This is a genomic window from Synechococcus sp. Tobar12-5m-g, from assembly GCF_024345415.1.
Taxonomy (GTDB): Bacteria; Cyanobacteriota; Cyanobacteriia; order PCC-6307; family Cyanobiaceae; genus Regnicoccus.
On sequence record NZ_JAGQBB010000008.1, the window covers coordinates 36,597 to 54,143 of the forward strand.

The 17,547-nt window shown below is 58.4% G+C and carries 12 protein-coding genes and 1 pseudogene; 6 read left to right on the top strand and 7 right to left on the bottom strand.

Going from position 1 to position 17,547, the window contains the following annotated elements:
* Positions 1–10: 10 nt before the first annotated feature.
* Entirely contained in the window at positions 11–2,083 is a 2,073-nt protein-coding gene (gene bchD, locus KBY66_RS06720; protein WP_399224990.1) for a magnesium chelatase ATPase subunit D, read from the bottom strand.
* A gap of 20 nt (positions 2,084–2,103) precedes the next feature.
* Here bchD and folK point away from each other — a divergent pair, with 20 nt between their 5' ends.
* Genes folK through KBY66_RS06735 form a run of 3 tightly spaced genes read left to right on the top strand, consistent with a single transcriptional unit; the run spans position 2,104 to position 4,790 of the window.
* Complete coding sequence (gene folK / locus KBY66_RS06725) at positions 2,104–2,781, top strand: 2-amino-4-hydroxy-6-hydroxymethyldihydropteridine diphosphokinase (RefSeq protein ID WP_255088504.1); 678 nt, start codon at positions 2,104–2,106, stop codon at positions 2,779–2,781.
* Complete coding sequence (locus KBY66_RS06730) at positions 2,759–3,319, top strand: NUDIX hydrolase (protein WP_255088505.1); 561 nt, start codon at positions 2,759–2,761, stop codon at positions 3,317–3,319. The genes folK and KBY66_RS06730 overlap by 23 nt, the downstream gene beginning before the upstream one ends.
* Before the next feature lie 31 nt (positions 3,320–3,350).
* Complete coding sequence (locus KBY66_RS06735; protein WP_255088506.1) at positions 3,351–4,790, top strand: FAD-binding domain-containing protein; 1,440 nt, start codon at positions 3,351–3,353, stop codon at positions 4,788–4,790.
* A 6-nt stretch (positions 4,791–4,796) separates the two neighbouring features.
* Here KBY66_RS06735 and KBY66_RS06740 read toward each other — a convergent pair whose 3' ends face one another.
* Entirely contained in the window at positions 4,797–6,023 is a 1,227-nt protein-coding gene (locus tag KBY66_RS06740; RefSeq protein ID WP_255088507.1) for a DegT/DnrJ/EryC1/StrS family aminotransferase, read from the bottom strand.
* A gap of 81 nt (positions 6,024–6,104) precedes the next feature.
* Between KBY66_RS06740 and KBY66_RS06745 the strand changes: the two genes are divergently transcribed.
* Positions 6,105–6,647 (top strand): hypothetical protein, encoded by a 543-nt coding sequence (locus KBY66_RS06745; protein WP_255088508.1) that lies wholly within the window; start codon positions 6,105–6,107, stop codon positions 6,645–6,647.
* A 27-nt stretch (positions 6,648–6,674) separates the two neighbouring features.
* On the opposite strand, the gene KBY66_RS15720 is transcribed toward KBY66_RS06745, so the two are convergent.
* Positions 6,675–7,358, bottom strand: a complete 684-nt coding sequence (locus KBY66_RS15720) for a 4'-phosphopantetheinyl transferase family protein (RefSeq protein WP_255088509.1) — start codon at positions 7,356–7,358, stop codon at positions 6,675–6,677.
* Positions 7,359–7,403: 45 nt separating this feature from the next.
* On the opposite strand from KBY66_RS15720, the gene fabI reads away from it, so the two are divergent.
* Together fabI and KBY66_RS06760 are read left to right on the top strand one after the other, a co-directional pair.
* Positions 7,404–8,186, top strand: coding sequence for an enoyl-ACP reductase FabI (gene fabI / locus KBY66_RS06755; protein WP_255088510.1), 783 nt, complete (start codon positions 7,404–7,406; stop codon positions 8,184–8,186).
* A 498-nt stretch (positions 8,187–8,684) separates the two neighbouring features.
* The gene (locus KBY66_RS06760; RefSeq protein WP_255088511.1) at positions 8,685–8,903 is read left to right on the top strand and encodes a hypothetical protein; all 219 of its coding nucleotides are present in this window, start codon (positions 8,685–8,687) and stop codon (positions 8,901–8,903) included.
* Between the two features lie 192 nt (positions 8,904–9,095).
* Here the strand turns inward: KBY66_RS06760 and KBY66_RS15855 are convergent.
* The 4 genes and pseudogenes from KBY66_RS15855 to KBY66_RS06785 form a co-directional block, all read right to left on the bottom strand.
* Positions 9,096–10,654: pseudogene (locus KBY66_RS15855) on the bottom strand (IS5 family transposase).
* Positions 10,655–11,437: 783 nt separating this feature from the next.
* Positions 11,438–14,683: a hypothetical protein gene (locus KBY66_RS06775; protein WP_255088514.1), complete on the bottom strand. Its 3,246-nt coding sequence runs from the start codon at positions 14,681–14,683 to the stop codon at positions 11,438–11,440.
* 53 nt (positions 14,684–14,736) lie between these two features.
* Positions 14,737–16,329: a toll/interleukin-1 receptor domain-containing protein gene (locus KBY66_RS06780; protein ID WP_255088515.1), complete on the bottom strand. Its 1,593-nt coding sequence runs from the start codon at positions 16,327–16,329 to the stop codon at positions 14,737–14,739.
* The gene (locus tag KBY66_RS06785) at positions 16,310–17,524 is read right to left on the bottom strand and encodes a tRNA-dependent cyclodipeptide synthase (RefSeq protein WP_255088516.1); all 1,215 of its coding nucleotides are present in this window, start codon (positions 17,522–17,524) and stop codon (positions 16,310–16,312) included. Before KBY66_RS06785 ends, KBY66_RS06780 begins: the two co-directional genes overlap by 20 nt.
* Positions 17,525–17,547 lie beyond the last annotated feature (23 nt).

The following is a 17,547-nucleotide window of genomic DNA, read 5'->3' on the forward strand; positions in this document are numbered from 1 at the left end:
CGGCGGGGCGTCAGGTTCCGTTGAGGGCCTCCAGGGCGATCGCCGCGATCGCCTGGTCGCTGGCCTTGGGCAGCTGCACGTAGCGGCCTCCGGCCGCCTCGGCCAACTCCTTGCCCATGCCGCTGCCGATGAACTTGCGCTCGGTGTCGATCACCAGCAGCTTGAGCCCCAGACCGCGGTAACGGCCGGCCACGAGGCGCAGCTCTTCCTTGAGATCAACCGACTGCTCCCCCTCCAGCTCCGGTTGGCCAAGCGATCGGCTCAGGGGCACGTTGCCGCGCCCATCGGTGATCGCCACCACCACCACCTGGCCGAGATCGCCGCTGGCCAGGGCATTGGCCCCCACCCGGGCCGCCTGGGTGAGGCCGTGGGCGAGGGGGGAGCCACCCCCGCAGGCCATGGATTCCAGCCGCCGCCGCGCCGCCGTGATCGAGCGGGTGGGGGGCAGCAGCACCTCAGCCTGTTCACCCCGGAAGGGAATCAGGGCCACCTGGTCGCGGTTCTCATAGGCCTCCGTGAGCAGGCGGATCACGGCCCCCTTGGCGCTCTGCATGCGGTTGAGCGCCATCGAGCCGCTCGCATCGACCAGGAAGATCACCAGGGCGCCCGCCTTGCGTTGCAATCGCTTGGCCCGCAGGTCACCCTCCTCGACGATCACGCGGCGGTGCGGTTCGCGCTGGCGCCGCGCCTTCTGATGGGGGGCGGCGGCCCGCAGGGTGGCATCAACTGCGATGCGCCGCACCGGCCCGCGGGGCAGCATCGGTTTGACGTAGCGGCCCCGGCTGTCACTGAGCACGACCGATCGGCTGCCGCTGCTCCCGCGTTTGGTCTTCGCCGCCGCAAACAGCAACAGATCGGGATCGATGACGGTGGCCTCTGGGTCGAGCAGGAACTCCTCGGGAATCGACGGTGGCGCCTGATCCTTGGGACTGTCGTCGTCCTCCGCTTCGGGGTCCGGCTCCTCGGGTGCATCAGGCTCCTCCGCTTCGCCCTGCGGCGGTGGTGGCTCCGGAGGCTGGTCGGCCTGGGGTGGTGGCGGCGGCTCCAGCGGCTGGTCGGGATCGGGGGGAGGGAGCTGCAGAGCCCGCGGCGCGATCACCAGCCGCACCGCCACCTGCAGGTCGTCGGCATCCACCCGATCGCGGCCGCTGAGGGCGGCATGGGCCCGGGCTACCCGCACCGCATAGAGCTCGGCCCGATGGCCCTCCACGCCACCGCGGATCGCCTCGTTCACCAGATAGAGGATCTGCTCCCGCTCGATCTGTACGTCCGGCAACCACTGGCGGGCCAACAGCAATTGGGTGGCCAGGGCGTCGGTTTCCTCCTGCCATCGCCGCACGAAGGCCTCACCGGCCTCCCCGTGCCGCAGGGCCGAGCGGGTGATCTCCACCCGCTGCTCGGTGCTGATCAGCTGGTTGGCGGAGAGGGCCATCGCGAAGCGATCGAGCAGGTGGTCGCGCACCGCCCCCTCCTCCGGGTTGTAGGTGGCGATCAGCAGGCAACGGCAGGGGTGGGAGAGGCTCAGCCCCTCGCGCTCGATCCGGTTTTCCCCCGAGCCCACCGCCGCCAGCAGGAGGTTGGTGATGCCGTCGTCCAGCAGGTTCAGTTCATCGACGTACAGGACCCCCCGGTGGGCCTCCGCCAGCAGGCCCGGCTGGAAGACGCTGGTGCCGGAGGCGAGGGAGGCGGTGACGTCCACCGAACCGATCAGCCGGTCTTCGGTGATGCCCAGCGGAACCTGGATGAAGGGCGCCGGGATCACCCGGGTGGCCGGCAGGGCGCTGGGGTCGGCAGCGCTGGGATCCCACTCCTCGGGCCGTTGGGGATCGGCATTGAGGCTGCCCTCCACCACATCGATCGGGGGGAGCAGGGCGTGGAGCCCGCGGGCCAGAACCGATTTGCCGGTGCCACGGCCACCGGCGATCACCACACCGCCCAGGCCGGGATCGACAGCGGCCAGCAGCAGGGCCAGCTTGAGCGTGCCGTGGCCCGTGATCGCCGCCAGCGGGAAAGCCCCGTCCATGGGCTGACGAACCGTGCCTGAGGGGGCCCCTGGGGCTGGCTGCACGCCGCTTGCGACCATGGGGTAAAGGACCGGTTGAGGTGGGCGCAAGTCTGGCCGATCAGCTTTTGGCCGGGAGCGACGGCACCTCCAGCAGCCTGGCGATCGCCCTGGGGGCGAACCTGGGCGATCCGCTCGCCACCCTGCTGGCGGTGCGTCCCCTGCTTGAACGGATCGTGGCGGAAACGGTCCGGGCCGCGGGGCTGCCGGCCGATCACCTGCGCTGCCGATGGTCCCCCCTGTTCCGCACCGCCCCGGTCGGCGGCCCCCCGGCCCAACCGCCCTACCTCAACGCCGTCCTGGTGGCCGCCCCTGCCGACCCGCGATCCCCGCTGGGCGGCCTGGATCCCCTGGCCCTGCTGGGACGGTTGCAAGCGCTGGAGCACCGCTTCGGGCGTCAGCGCCATGAACGCTGGGGGCCACGCCACCTCGACCTGGATCTGCTCTGGTGCGGTGCGGTCTACTGCCGGACCCCCGGGCTGGAGCTGCCCCATCCGCGGCTGCTGGAGCGGGGCTTCGTGCTGGCGCCGCTGGCCGCCATCGATCCGAACCTGGTTCCGCCGGGGGCTTCAACCGCAGCCGCCCCGCTGCTGGCCGCCCTGCTCGGCCGTCCCGGCGAGATTCCCCCCATGGCCCTGCCAGGCCGAAGCGGCTGGCCGGAGCAGCGGTCAGACTGGGCCCCCAACACCGACCCCCATGGCGCCCCTGCCGCCCCCTGAGCCCTCGCGGCACCTGACCACCGAGGCGGTGCTGCAGGCCCGCAAGCTGCGCTTCGAGCTCAACCGCATCGTGCTGCCGCTGGGGATCGAGGGCACGTTCGGGATCATCCGCCACCCCGGCGCCTCCCTGGCGGTGCCCGTGCTCGATGACGGCCGGGTGGTGATCCTGCGCCAGTACCGCTTCGCCGTGGAGCGCCGCATCCTGGAGTTTCCTGCTGGAACCCTGGAAGCCGGTGAGGATCCCCGCGACTCGATGGCACGGGAGCTGGGGGAAGAGGCGGGCTACGGCGCCGCCCGCTGGGACGACCTGGGCCTGATGCTGCCCTGCCCCGGCTACTCCGACGAGGTGATCCATCTCTTTCTCGCCCGGGAGCTCACCCCCCTGGTGGAGCGGCCCGCCGGCGACGAGGACGAGGATCTCGAGGTGCTGCTGCTGCAGCCCTCCGAACTGGACGCCGCCCTGGCCAGCGGCGATGAGGCCCTTGATGGCAAGAGCGTCACGGCCTGGTTCAGGGCCCGCCAGCTGCTGGGGCTCTGAAGCCCCGAACCAGATTGACGTCAACGCCGCCATGAGTGTTCCCCGCTGGCTGTTCTGGCACCGTCGTGATCTGCGGCTGGCCGACAACCTCGGCCTGGCCGCCGCCTGCCGCGCCACCCCCGCCGTGACCGGGGTGTTCGTGGTGGAGCCTCCAGATCCCTCGGCGGGGACTCCTTCGCCCGCCCAGCTCTGGTTCCTCGCCGAGAGCCTGCGGGAGTTGGAGCAGCGCTGGCGAGCCGCCGGCAGCCACCTGCTGCTGCTGGAAGGGGATCCGGTGGCGCTGCTGCCCAGCTTGGCGCAGGCGACCGGCGCCGAGGTGGTGGCCTGGAACCGGGGGGTGGAGCCCGCCGAGCGGGACCGGGACCGACAGGTGGCCGCCGCCCTGCAGGCCGGCGGAGCCAGGGTGCTTGTGGATTGGGACCACCTGCTGGTGCCCCCCGGGACCCTGCGGACAGGCGGCGGCGATCCCTACCGGGTGTACGGGCCGTTCTGGCGCAGCTGGCGCAAGCGGCTGGGCTCCCTGCCGGCCGCCGACCTGACCCCCCTGTCCGCTCCCACCGGCCTGCTCGACCTCGAGCCCACCCCCCTGGGCCATGACGGTCCTGAGGCCACGCTGGAGCGACTGGCGGAGCGGGGGAAGGCGTTCCGCGGCGCCGCGATCTGCCCCTGCCGCCCCGGGGAGGCGGCGGCCGCGGCGCAGTTGGCGGCCTTCGCCCACAGTGCCCTGCTGGGTTACGAGCCAGGCCGCAACCGGCCCGGCGAAGCGGGCACCTCGGTACTCAGCGCCGCGCTCCGCTTCGGCACGCTCAGCCCCCGCCAGGCCTGGGCCACCGCCCAGACGATGCGAGCGGCCGCCGGCAGCCACGAGCAGGAGCAGGCGATCACGGTGTGGGAGCAGGAGCTGGCCTGGCGCGAGTTCTACCAGCAGGCCCTGTTCCAGTTTCCGGAGCTGGCCGAGGGTCCCTACCGCCTCCAGTGGCGCCACTTCCCCTGGGAGAACGATGAACGCCGTTTCTCGGCCTGGTCTGACGGGCTCACGGGTGTGCCGATCGTGGATGCCGCCATGCGCCAGCTGAATGAATCGGGCTGGATGCACAACCGCTGCCGCATGATCGTGGCCTCCTTTCTGGTCAAGGATCTGATCTGTGATTGGCGCTGGGGCGAGCGCGCTTTCATGGAGCGGCTGGTGGACGGCGATCTGGCCGCCAACAACGGGGGCTGGCAATGGAGCGCCAGCAGCGGCATGGATCCGAAACCGCTGCGCATCTTCAACCCTTACACCCAGGCGGCCCGCTTCGACCCCGAGGCCGTGTACATCCGTCGCTGGTTGCCGGAGCTCGCCCACGTGGCCACAGCGGATCTGATCAGCGGCGCGATCGCGCCCCTGGAGCGACGGGGCTACCCCGAGCCGATCGTCAGCCACAAGGAGCAGCAGGCCCATTTCAAGGCCCTGCACGCCACGCTGCGCTGACCGGCTTCAGGCGGCGACGGAAGCGGGGCGTGCCGGTGCTGCGAGTGCCACGGCGCAGATCCGGCGCACCATCTCCAGGACCCGACCCTGTTGGGCGCCGGTCAGTTCAGGGAAGATCGGCAGGCTGAGCACTTCTGAGGTGAGCCGCTCGGTGATGGGCAGGCTGCCTGGGCCATGGCCCAGATGGTTGTAGGCCGGCTGGCGGTGAATCGGAATCGGGTAGTAGATGATCGTGTTCACGCCGGCGGCAGCCAGCTCCTGCTTCAACCAGTCACGGCAGGAGCTCTCCGGCAGACCGTGCTCGGCGCTCTCAGGCGAGGGGGAGCAGGAGCGGCCGCATCGGGCCTGGCCCTGAGGGCAGCGGGGCACCCGCACCACGAACTGGTTCCAGCTGGTTCCCTCGGGACCCGCATCGGGCAACTGCAGTCCTGGGGTGCCCTCCAGGCCCCGGCGGTAGATGCCGGCCAGCTGGCGACGGCGCTCGATCCACCCCTGCAGATGGGGCAGCTTGACGCTGAGAACGGCGGCCTGGATCGCATCGAGCCGGCTGTTGTAGCCCAGGGAGGTGTGGAGGTAGCGGCGCGGCATGCCATGGACGGCAAGCTCGCGGATGCGTTGCGCCAGCTCCGGATCCCGGCAGGTGACGGCGCCGCCGTCGCCGGCGCCGCCCAGGTTCTTGGTGGGAAAGAAACTGAAGCAGCCCGCATCCCCCCAGCTGCCCAGCGGCCGCCCTGCCCAGCTGGCGCCAGTGGCCTGGGCACAGTCTTCGATCACCCGGAGGTGGTGGGCGCTGGCGATGACGCCAAGCCGCTCCATGTCGACGGGCCGGCCGAACAGGTGGACGGGCAGCAGGGCCCGGGTGGCGGGGGTGATGGCGGCCTCGATCCGATCCAGATCGATCAGATAGGAGCTCTCCTCGACATCGACGAACACCGGGGTGGCCCCGACGGCGCTGATCGCTTCGGCGGTGGCGAAGAAGCTGAACGCGGAGGTGATCACCTCGTCGCCGGGGCCGATGCCCAGCCCCCGCAGGGCCAGCACCAGGGAATCGGTGCCACTGTTGCAACCGATCGCGTGGGGGGAGCCCATGGCGGCGGCGAACTGTTGCTCGAAGCGGGCAATCGTGGCGCCCCCGATGTATTGCCCGCTGCGCAACACCTGCAGAACGGCATCCTCAAGCTCTTCACCGAGTTGATGAAGCTGCTCGGTGAGATCGAAGGGGGGCACCTGCATGGGGGGCACCATAAACCCCTCCGCTGGGCTTGCGCAGCAGGCTGTCTCCGGCAGGATCGGCATCGATTCCGACCTCCGTCCTTGCCGCGGCTCCTGCGTGGGTTCCCGATCTCCGCGTTGGCGGCCCTTCTGCTGTTGAGCGCTTGCACCCCCGCCCACCAGCGGGCCAGCTGGCGCATCTTCCCGCTGCAGCGCCACCAACCCCATGACGGACTGGCGGTGGTGAATCAGCCCGATGGCTACGGCCTTCACATCTGGCTGGAGACCGACACCCGCAAGCGGGGCGTCTGCCGGCCCCGCTGGCTGCCCGATGCGACCCGCCTGTTCAACGGCAATGGCTCCGTCCCCTTCAGCTCCGGCCTGGCGACACGGCCGGAATTCTTCGCCGCGATGGACCGACGTGACGTGCGGGACGCCCTGCGACGGGAACTGGAGGCCCTGTGTGGGGTGCGGGCTCCCCGCAGCCGCTGGGAATGGCGCGAACCCCCCCGCCGAGAAGACGAGGTGAAGGCAGAGCGGTTGCCGTTGCTGGAGGAAAAGGACCTGCTCAGCGATCCGAAAAAGGTGCGGCAGCAGGAAGACGCCCTGGCGCCGATCCCCCCCCAGGAGGAACCGCCCCGCTGAGGCGGGCGCTGTCCAGATGGCTTCAGTTCAGACCAGGGCAGCGGCGCCGCTGTAGCCCTGGGGCAACTCCAGATCGTGCAGCACGACCTCCGCTGAGGAGGACGGGTTTGGCTCAAGCGAAGCGCCAAAGCCAGTTCCCCGCGCCTTCAGCTGCGCTTCGAGCCGGCACCAGTGCCGCAGGAAGACCGGCAGCCTGGCAGCGGCAGGCTGGGCCTCGATGGACTCGCAGAGGTCGGGCGCCAGGCACCGCCGGGCGATCGGCGCCCAGGCCAGGCCAGGACGGTGCCACTCCACATCCACCCCCACGGGCCGGCTGGCGTGGAATCCCAGCAGCACCAGATCGCCCGAGTGGGCGATGTTGAACTCGGGGGGCTTGATTGGTAACCGAGCCCCGTCGCGATCGGCCAGACGGGGCTTGCCGTAGGGACCCGTCGCCAGCTCCAGCCCGGCCGGATCCTCGCCACACAATGTCCCCAGCAACAGCCGCAGCACACCGCGACCGAGCAGGAAGCGATCGCGGTCATCGGCCCGCCGCAGCCGCTCCAACCGGGCCTGCTCCTCGGCGGAGAGCAGGCCCAGCAGGGTTGGACGCCGGCCGCTCAACCCGTCCTGGCGGCGGTCGATCAACCAGAGGGCGGGAGGGGCTTCCGGCGAGGGATCCAGGGCGCTCCAGGGACCCTCCGGCGGCCAGGACCGGGGCTGAAGGGGCACGCTGGCGGACGCTGCGGGAGAATCCCATTCTCCTGATCCCGGCCCATGCTCCTCGATCTGCGCGGCAAGAAGGCCCTCGTCACCGGCATTGCCAACAACCGCTCGATCGCCTGGGGCATCGCCCAGCAGCTCGCCGCCGCCGGTTGCGAGTTAGGCATCACCTATCTGCCGGATGAGCGGGGCCGCTTCGAGGCCAAAGTGCGCGAGCTCACCGCGCCGCTGAACCCCACCCTGTTCCAGCCGCTGAACGTTCAGGACCCGGCCCAGATTGAGGCGGTGTTCGCCGCCATCGCCCAGCAGTGGGGCAGCCTTGATGTGCTGGTGCACTGCCTGGCCTTCGCCGGCAAGGAGGAGCTGATCGGCGACTATTCCGCCATCAGCCCCGAAGGTTTCGGCCGGGCCCTGGAGGTGAGCGCCTACTCCCTGGCGCCGCTGTGCCGCCATGCCAAGCCCCTGTTCAATCCCGGGGCCAGCGTGATCACCCTCACCTACCTGGGGGCCGAGCGGGCCATCCCCAACTACAACGTGATGGGGGTGGCCAAGGCGGCCCTGGAGGCCTCGGTGCGTTATCTGGCCGCCGAGCTGGGCCCCCACAATCAGGTGCGGGTCAATGCGATCAGCGCCGGTCCGATCCGCACCCTGGCCAGCTCCGCCATCGGCGGCATCCTCGAGATGATCCACAACGTGGAGGCGAAGGCGCCGCTGCAGCGGACCGTCACCCAGGAGGAGGTGGGCAGCACAGCGGCGTTCCTGGCCAGCCCCCTCGCTTCCGGCATCACCGGCCAGGTGATCTACGTGGACGCGGGGTACTGCATCGCCGGGATGTGACGGCGGATGGGTAGCAGGCTGGGGCAGGCCTGCCGAGTTTGGTTTTGCGGCGGCCGGCAGGGGTCGCGGAATGGGGATGGTCTCAGAACAGGTCTCCAGACACAGTGGCTCAAAAGATCTTTTCTTCTGGAACGCAAACTGCAGCTTTCGACTGGCTCGCCGTGGAGAGCTTGGATGACGTCCACGCCGCTCGTCTGCTGAGGGTCGCCATCCAGCCTGAGCTGGAAACTCCGATTGTCTCCTCCTTTGAGCAGAACTACGCGGGGACGGGTGTGTGGCGAATCAGCCCGCGGAAGAGCGCATGCGAGCTGGGATCGAGGCTATTCGGGAGACTTCTCATTCCAACTTTAAGTTTGGCCTGGGCTTCTGGATGGCCCCACCATGTCCCGCCCCCCTTCCGCCCAGCTGGCTCCGATGGTGAACATGCTGGATGGAGGCCAAAGCAAATGAAGTCATTCCAGTGGGATTTACCTGGGCATCCTGCCCAAGGACCGATCAATGACGCAAGCCCTCTCCGCTGCGATAGCCACGGCTTTCAAGCTGCCACGGGAGGAACAGGACGTGCTCGCTTCGATACTTTGGGAGGAAATCGCCTCGGCGGAGGAATGCTGGAGAGATCGAGTCGCAGGATCCCAAAGCGTGCTGGAAATTCTGGCGGCTGAAGCGATCCGCGACTTCGACGGTGGCCGCATCGAGCCACTGGACGAACATGAATGAAATCGGACACGACCGAGAGATGTAGACAGCTCTGCTCCAAGACTGCACGGGATCGGAGACAGAAAATCAAGCGTGCTTAAAACCTATAGCAAAGTAATCTATCGCATCCCAATTAGAGACTCCTGAACAACAAATTGCACGCCGGCTCGAGTTCAGCCAATGACCAGGGGGGTAGGCAGCTCGAAAACTAGGTTATGCAGTGACCAGCGAATCGGCTGTCTCAAGCAGGCAGATGGTCCTAAGCGCCACCCAGAGCAAGCCTGGCCGTTGCAAGGTGTGAAACCAAGCAAAGATAGTGACAAAAAAGAGGCGGAGAAGCCTCATGCTCTTCTCTGCGCACATCACCAGAAATGCCATGGCAATCGAGGTCTCTGCGCCTTTGTCCAGCCGAGCCATAATCAATTCAAGAGAATACTTTCGCTTCCCTGTTCCAAAGCAACCTTCCACCTCATTTCGCCTCCTCTGGTCTGCGCTGAGCTGCTGCTTGTGGGCAGCATTGATCTCTGGATCCTTTGGTGGCCTCCCTAATCGCTTACCAGATAGCCGTATGTTATTCCTCGTGCAGAAGTTTCTATTCTTGGTGTTGATGTAGATGCGATCAGCGCAGATTCGCTCGGGGTAACAGCCGAGTTCCTGCTTATATCTCTTGGCTTGTGGAATCAGGTCCTCGGCCTCATTGTATGGATCCCAGCTGATCCTGTGCAGAAAGGCAAAGCCATTTCGCACAGAGACACTAACTTTGGCGCCAAACTCAACAGCAGCTCTTGCCTTGCCGCGAACAATGGGACGAACCTGCCGCTGAATCAAGTTGACGATGCGGTCGGGGATGCTGCGCGTCGTGGCGTACAGCAGGATGCTTTGTAGGCGGTGCAGCTCGCTGATCACGAGAAGTTTGTGCCACCAATGCGTCTTCAGGCCCGAAAGGCTTGCCCCAGAAGCGATCAAGGCATCGATAGCATCAAGATTACGCTGCAGGTAGTCGAGTTGGCGTCGTATTGCGGCTTTTATTTATCGACGGCGTGGCTTCTTCTGTTTGGCGACATTTAGGAAAACAGCACGTGCCCTGCCACGATCATATTGGGGCTTGTGTTTCGAAAGTCTGATTGCCGATCGCACAGATCATCAATGATTCGTTCAGTCGACTCCCTTGCCTCGTTCAGCAACTTCAGATCAGTCGGATAGGTGATGTCCGCTGGCGTGCAAGAGGCATCGATGGTGAGTGTTCCCCAGTTCTTGCCCTCTGGCCAATCTGCAGGCTTCACGAAATCGTCGAGTGATAGCTGGGTTCCAGCATCAGCGCCTGGAGCATCAGAGTCGTCGTCATCTGGGAGTGACGACACAGCCTCGATTACCATGGCCTTACGGGGTTCGGCAATCAGTTCGCTTATCCGCTTGAGATCCTCCTCCGAGAATCGGTTGCGGAAATGAACCATCATTGATGGATCAAACGGCACCTTGCTGGAATAGCCGGCAAAGCCAAGGAAAAACTGCATGTAAGCATTTTCTCGGATCTGCTCGACGGTCTCCTCATCGGTCAAGCCAAGCCGCTGCTTGATGAACAGCGCGCCAAACGCCAGGCGTGCAGGCACCCCAGTCGTGGGGTTGAACTGAGGGGCATATGCTTCTTCTATCTCGTCAGATGGCATCAGCGAGGCGAAAAGAACCCAGCGGTTCTCCGGGTCCAACGTGCCGCCAAAAGGCACATGGAACTCGACGATTGAGAGCTGCCCGTTATGGTGTTTTCGGTACATCTGCAGCGTTCAGCAGTTGTAGCAATCGTCAATTGCCCTGTTCGAGGCCAGTTAATCGGGTCTCGATCACTGAAACAAGTTGCGCCGCAGTCGATCTGGCATTTTCAGGAGTCCCCAATTACCGACGAAAGATGGAACGATTGGCCAGTCACCGCATAGACGATGTCATGGCCTGCGTAAGCCCTCCTCAGATGTCAGTTGCGGGGCGATGTGGTGTAGGAGCTTATAGGAGTCTCTAAGTGCATCTTACCGGAGAAAGATGCTTAGATCCACTGCGCTGCAGTCGGTCTGGCTAACCACAGGATGCCCTAGGTACGCCAACACTAGGTCCCGTTCCTCGTCCCCTCTCTTCATTCCCGCTGATCAGGGTAGCTTGTCCATAAGGGCTTGCGCAGCAGGGGGCCTCGAACTGCCGGGCAGCATTAGATTGACATCCTCTCGCTGAACCTCATTCCTCTTGGCATGGGCAGCCCTGCTGACATTGCGTGGCTTTATGAACAGTTGGTCAGAAATTGAGTGGGGTGTAACTTTCCTGAAAGCGGGGGGGGGGCAAGTCGGTAAGCTGGTTTACAGGCCGAAAAGCAATCTTTATCCACCGTCACCGCGCGCTTCATCAGCAACCATTGCCATACCCAGCGGCAATAGGAATTGCCGCTGTCAGAACCTTTGGCGAGGTGCCTGTCGAATCGATGGAAACACATGAAGGTGCAGCGGTGTACGCCGCAGTTGAAGACATTCTTATAACACTAGAATGATTCTGATTGACAAGTGATCGCCAAGTCATCAGGGTGTAAAGCTGAGCCATTCCCGCGCCCTATTTAGCAACATATCGAACTCCTGCAGTGTGGCTGACCACTTCCTCACTGTCCCGTCTGAGGAAGCAGTTACTACGAAAAGTCCGTCTGGACTGAAACTGACAGCCCTGACAGGCCCTTTGTGCCCCCTAAATAGTCTAGTCGGCACAGCAGCATGAGCAGTAGATTTACACTCTAAATCCCATAAATAAGCATTCCGATCCAGGGAACCGCTAACTAAATAACGGCTGCAGGGACTGAAACAGGCACTCCAAATAGGAATGGCAGGATCGTGGGTAAAATCCGTGAATAACTTGCGGGTTTTCCAGTTCCAGACATAGAGTTTACCAGCCGAAGAACTGCCCACGAGATACTTGCAATCAGGGCTAAAATTGACACTCAAGATCGGGCTTTTTCCTCCGGAAAACCCACATACCTTCTTTCCCTGAAGATCCCACAAGCAGACGCTGCCGTCGTCTGCGCCACTGGCAAGGAATTTATCGTCAGGACTGAAGCTCACACTCCAAATCGGACCCTTAGCCCCAAGCCACTCGCACTGCTGCTGCCCCTGCAGGTTCCAGAGACGAATTGTCTTGTCCGCCGAACCAGTAACCAGCAATTGCCCGTCGGGACTGAAGTTGATACTCCAGACAGAATTTTGATGTCCCTTAAATGATTGGAGGCGATTGCCCTCCACATCCCACAGAGAAGCAGTGCCATCGGCAGAGGCGGTAGCGAAATGGAATGCTGTCGGGCTGAAACTGACTTGCTTGACCCAGCTTGCGTGGACATTAATCTGCTTGAGCGGCCTGTTGTCCACATCCCAACGCTGGACATCCCAGAGACAGACAGTACCACCTGAGGAAGCAGTTGCCAGGTATTGACCATCATGACTGAAGCTGGAACTCAACAAAGACCCTTCCTGTCTCTTGACCTGGGGCAGCCGCTGTAAGTTCCAGAGGTGAATCTTGCGATCGCCGCAGGCAGAAGCCAACAACTCACCTTCGGGGCTGAAGCCAATCCCCTGAACCGGCGCGGCATGAACCAGTTTAGCCAGCTCGCTACCGTCAAAATCCCAAATGCGCACGGTACAGTCTTCCGAAGCACTGGCTAGGTATAAGTTTTGGGGGTGGAAGCGGACACTAAACACCCAGCCTTTATGACCTCTTAGGGTTTTATATTTTTTACCGGTTTCTGGGTTCCAGAGTTTGACGCTGTTATCGGAACTACCAGAGGCAAGCATCGTCCCTTCCTTGTTAAAATTCACGCTCCAGATGGCTGCATCGTGAGCCTCCCAGTCCCGCAGTTTCATTCCTGCTAAATCCCAGAGGCTGATGCTGCCGCTGTTTGAGCCAGTGGCGAAATAATTGCCATGGGGACTGAAACTGATGCACCAGATAGGACCCTGGGCGGCTAAAAACTGGAGGCGTTCATTGCCTTCTAAGTCGCAGAGGCGAACTTTACCATCCGTGCCAGCAATAGCCACCAATTTTCCGTCAGGACTGAAGGCGACATCGCGGATGGGCGCGGGATAGGGAATTAACACTAGGGGATTGCCTTGCGAGTGCAAGTCCCAGAGGCGAGCCGTCCCGTCATCGCAGGCAGAAACGAGATAGCGGCCGTCAGGGCTAAAATCAATGCCCCAGATCCAATTGCGAGGCTCTTTAAAGATTTTCAACAGTGTTCCCTGCCGGTTCCACAACCGAACGGTGCCGTCTTCTGAACTGCTGGCTAGTCTCTTGCCATCAGGAGCAAAAATAACGCTGCAAGCGGCTCCTTTATGACCTGACAGCTCTAGGATTTCTTGAATGTTGTCTAAGATATGTTCCAGTACTGACCTCAAGGAATCTGAAGAATAGCCTCGCGGAAGCAAGTCTTCTTTAATTGCATTTTGTAGAGTTTCACCCGCATTTGCGATTGTCCGCAAAGCATTGAGTTGGGAGGATTCGGCAAACTGTTCCAGAGCTTTAGGAACTACCGTATCGAGAGTTAATTGTGCCTTATACTTGGCTCGATTGTATTGCATCCAATAATGGTTGTGCCACTCTAAAATTGCTTCAGCAAGGATGCTGTGGGAGATTTCGTAGCAGATTTGGCTGGGATTTGTCGGACAACTGACAGGGTTTAGAAGGTTTTGACGTTGTAGTGCCTTTAAGATAGTTCGCAGTTCAGCTTCTCCCATACCTGCTTGTTTTGCCAAATCTTCAACGGGGTAGGCAATTTTTGTGCCCCCGGGAGTAATGAGGTAGCCAACGATTTTTGCTAGAACTTTGACGGCATTCGGTTTGGCAGACTCAGCCAGCTGTTTTATTTGCTCATTGAAATAGTATTTTATAATCTTCTCGCGCCTACCTAGGTCTTGGAATGTCACAAGACGCAGGAGATCGGATTTATTATTTCTCTCTTTTGCCCAAAGGCACTGCATGACTAACTGCAAGCAGGCAGTATCAAAGTTAACTTCTACTAAGTCTTTGATTATCTCGTCTATTAAGTCTGGTGCAATTCCAACTTTCTCATTTGGATTCTCGGAATTATATTTCTTAAATATAGGGTTGACAATTGCTTCGTAGATAGCATCTTCGTCAAGAGGTAATAGTGGCAGTCGGTTGCGAATTATATCAGGGATTGCTCCCTTGAAGCGATCGAGTTTTGAAAGAAAGTCTTCATCAACGGCAATGAGAAAGTTGACGTTCAGTCCCAGATGGTTGACCGCATTAGGAAACTCTGCTTCAAAGCTGTTCTCTGCCATCTCTGGTTGAGGATGGTAGAGAAAGTATTCTTCAAATTCATCAAGAATGATATATATCATACCCTGATCGTCGCCGCGGTCGAGGGCTTTGCTATAATCTACTAAAATGTCCTCAAAGCTATCAGGTTCTATTGATCTTGGCGGCAATGAATGCCCAGGAATTAACTCTTCAATTTCATTCCTTACTTGCTTGACTAAGCTCATCAGAGGATTAGGTTCTTGCCAATCCTTAAAGATGATAACAGCCAACTGAGGAAAACTGAAATTCTCAATATTTTGCTGTGCTAGCCGGTGGAGTTCATGAACCACCCCCGCTTGCAACAATGAGGTTTGTCCTACGCTATGCTTACCATAGAGGACGGTCAGTCGGCAACTTTTTAGGTAATCAATAAGTTGCTTTTTCTCTTTATCTCTGCCAAAGAAAATATCGGCATCTGCTTCGTCAAAAGCGGCTAATCCTTTGTAGGGACAGGTTGGACTTGACATTAGTCTCTACCTCGTTTGCTATCATTCATCGAGTCAACACATTCTAGACGCACTTAATTATCTTCTGGATTTATTAAAGCGTCCAGTTTGTTGCAAATCTCCACTAATGCGTCATTTAACTCAGAAGAATCAAGTGTTTGCTGAGGATCAAGCTTATCTAATGGTTTATTTACATCGTAAGCTGCTTGGTAGTTAGCAATTATTTTACCAAGATCAGTTCGTGTATACCTACAACTTGTCAGACAAAACCAGAATATGGTCAATCCTTCTTCTTCAGCAGCTTCTAGTAGAGGTGGCAGTTCGTTCTTGGTAATAAACTCTGAGTTTAAGAAATTTGAACTGACTAGCAAGACAGCAACTTTAGTTGAGGCAAGCGCTCTTTTGATTTCTTCTCCCCATTTCATTCCTGTTTTGATATAGGTGTCATCCCACCATAAGTCACCTTCATCGATTGTACTTCTACCGTACATGTCTTTGAACTTCTCTAGCCATTTGCTATCTTTATGGCTATAGCTAATAAATATTCTACTTCGCTGAGGTATTTCAGGAGCAGGAACATTCACTTTAGAGATGTTGGTGACTGGTTTTTTCACGGTAGTAAGTTGAGATTTTAACTGTTTTTCTAGTTCAATAATGTAGGCTTCTAAAGAATCAATTGCAAGGTTATTGACACCGTATTTATCCCAGAACTTTTCATCCAAACGTTCTGGATGCTCTTGAATTGCCCACCATCTTTTGTCAGTTTTATAAAGTTGTTCTCGCCAAATACGAGAGAGAATAAGTCGCAGATTCCAATGGCTGGGGCTGTATTCGAGAAACCAAAGCCGTCGATTTTTTTCTTGAAGCGCTACCAAAAGACTTGGAGGAAGTAATTCTTTGATACTTCTCTGAGTTAAGTAATCAATAAAGTCGTCTTCAGCAATAGTAAATTGTCCACTATCAGCTTTCTCAACTCCTCCATAAAGCTTGAGAATAACTGGGCGCTGCTTGAGGGAGATTTCATAATCTTGAGGGTCTTCAATTAGAATGGGTTTTTCGTTAAAGGGGGTATGCAGAAACCGTCCCCCCATTTCATTTCCAATAAATGCCACGACATCAAAATCCTGGTTTGCCTGCTGAAAAGCCTGCTCTAAGACACTATCTAAACAAGTTGTGACAATTAAGGGATAGGGAGGCGCATAATCATTGTCTTTAAGAAGGCTGGGCAATCTAGCCAAGAATTGGTGAACTGGATTGGGTGAATACTTTGATTCTAAGATTTCTCTGAGCATAGCTTCAAGGGTATCTGAATCGCACAGAGATAGGTATTGGGCTACATTGGCTAATGCTAATTTAGTAATTGTATCCTTGTTGATTAACGGACACTCTGGTGGTAAATGATTATCAGTCGTGTTGCAAAGAGGGCAAGTATTGACATAGCCCCAGTCATTTTCCTTGGCCAAATGAATTGCCAGTTCATAACTACTGGGAGGGTAGTTGCCATCCTGCCAGTCTACCGGTTCTCCATTTTGTTTTTTGGGGCGGCCACAGAGGTTAACATCAGAACTCAAGAAAGGAATGATTATTCCCTGTTTGATTGCATCAATAACCACTTTGTAGTGGCTGTTTAGTTGTTTAGAACTAGCCTTAGTTTGTGATGCTGGCATGGGACTCTTCCTTTTTGATTGTAGTTAAATCGTGAAATCCTTTGCGTCTCTTAAATCGCAAAGAGATGTATATCATATCTCTTAGAGAATCTGGGAGATTTGGATGTTCTCCATTGGCAATCTCCTCAAATATAGATAGGGAGCCAGGATAGAGAATCGGATACAAGTTGGAATCAAAGAGGCAAGAAAAGATTGCCAATTCCTCAATCAAATATTGTTGGCAAATCTGGAGAAAGTCATTTCCCGAGATACTGGTTGCATCTACAGCGAGGTGGCGTTGCACGAATTGGAAAGAGAAAGTATTAACTGCGTTGACAAGTCTGGTATCATTCTTCATTAAATCCTCAATTATATCATAATATTCTCTGTAACTGTCTGTCTGCTGGATATCTGAGCAATAAACAAATTCAAATGGACAAGAATTCAAGTAGCGATCAAATACGGGTAATTCAGCATTAATGTATTTTCCACCCGCATGGAGCGCTTGGACAAATGCTTGTCTTTCTGTCAAGCCGTGATTGTCTATTAGTAAACTCAGGCGGTATAGACTATCGCCCAGCAATACCCTACAGCTGCGAAAACGCTTAGCTATCCAGTCAGTCATGGCGATTAGTTTTGCCGTTGAGAAGCTGGGATTGTCTAGGCTTACTCCCAAATAACAACTATCATATGACGCAAGCTTCCCTCTCGCAATCTCAGGAGCAACTTCATTTACAAAGACATGGTATTTTGGTTTTGTGGGGATTTCAATGTCCTCTTTCATATCACTTAATGACACCATATCAACGTAGGCCATAGAAAATACATTCCTTGGGGAATCACCCAGGAAGCTTATCTCTCCAAACTGTTTTAATTCAGGCGCAAAAAGTACATTGAGACCATAAAGCCTGCCTATGGGTGCGATGATACCCAATGAATGATTCGGCAGTATTAATTTAATATCATCAGCGGTTAACACTGTGATTTTACTAGCCTTAAGCCTATTTTGCAAATCAACCAAGTCAATTTGCTTGCAATGGGAGATAACAGCTATTACAATTTGATGACCATCAATTTCCAGTAAGCAAGAATCAACAAATTCCATCCCAAGCATGGCTTGCTGGTCTTGTATTTCTTCCATGCTGCAAGAATTTGAATAACTTGTTATTGTATATTTGACCTGATTGCCGTCAAGAAAGTCTTTAAGAGCTAACATTAGTTTCTCAATTTCAGGGCAAT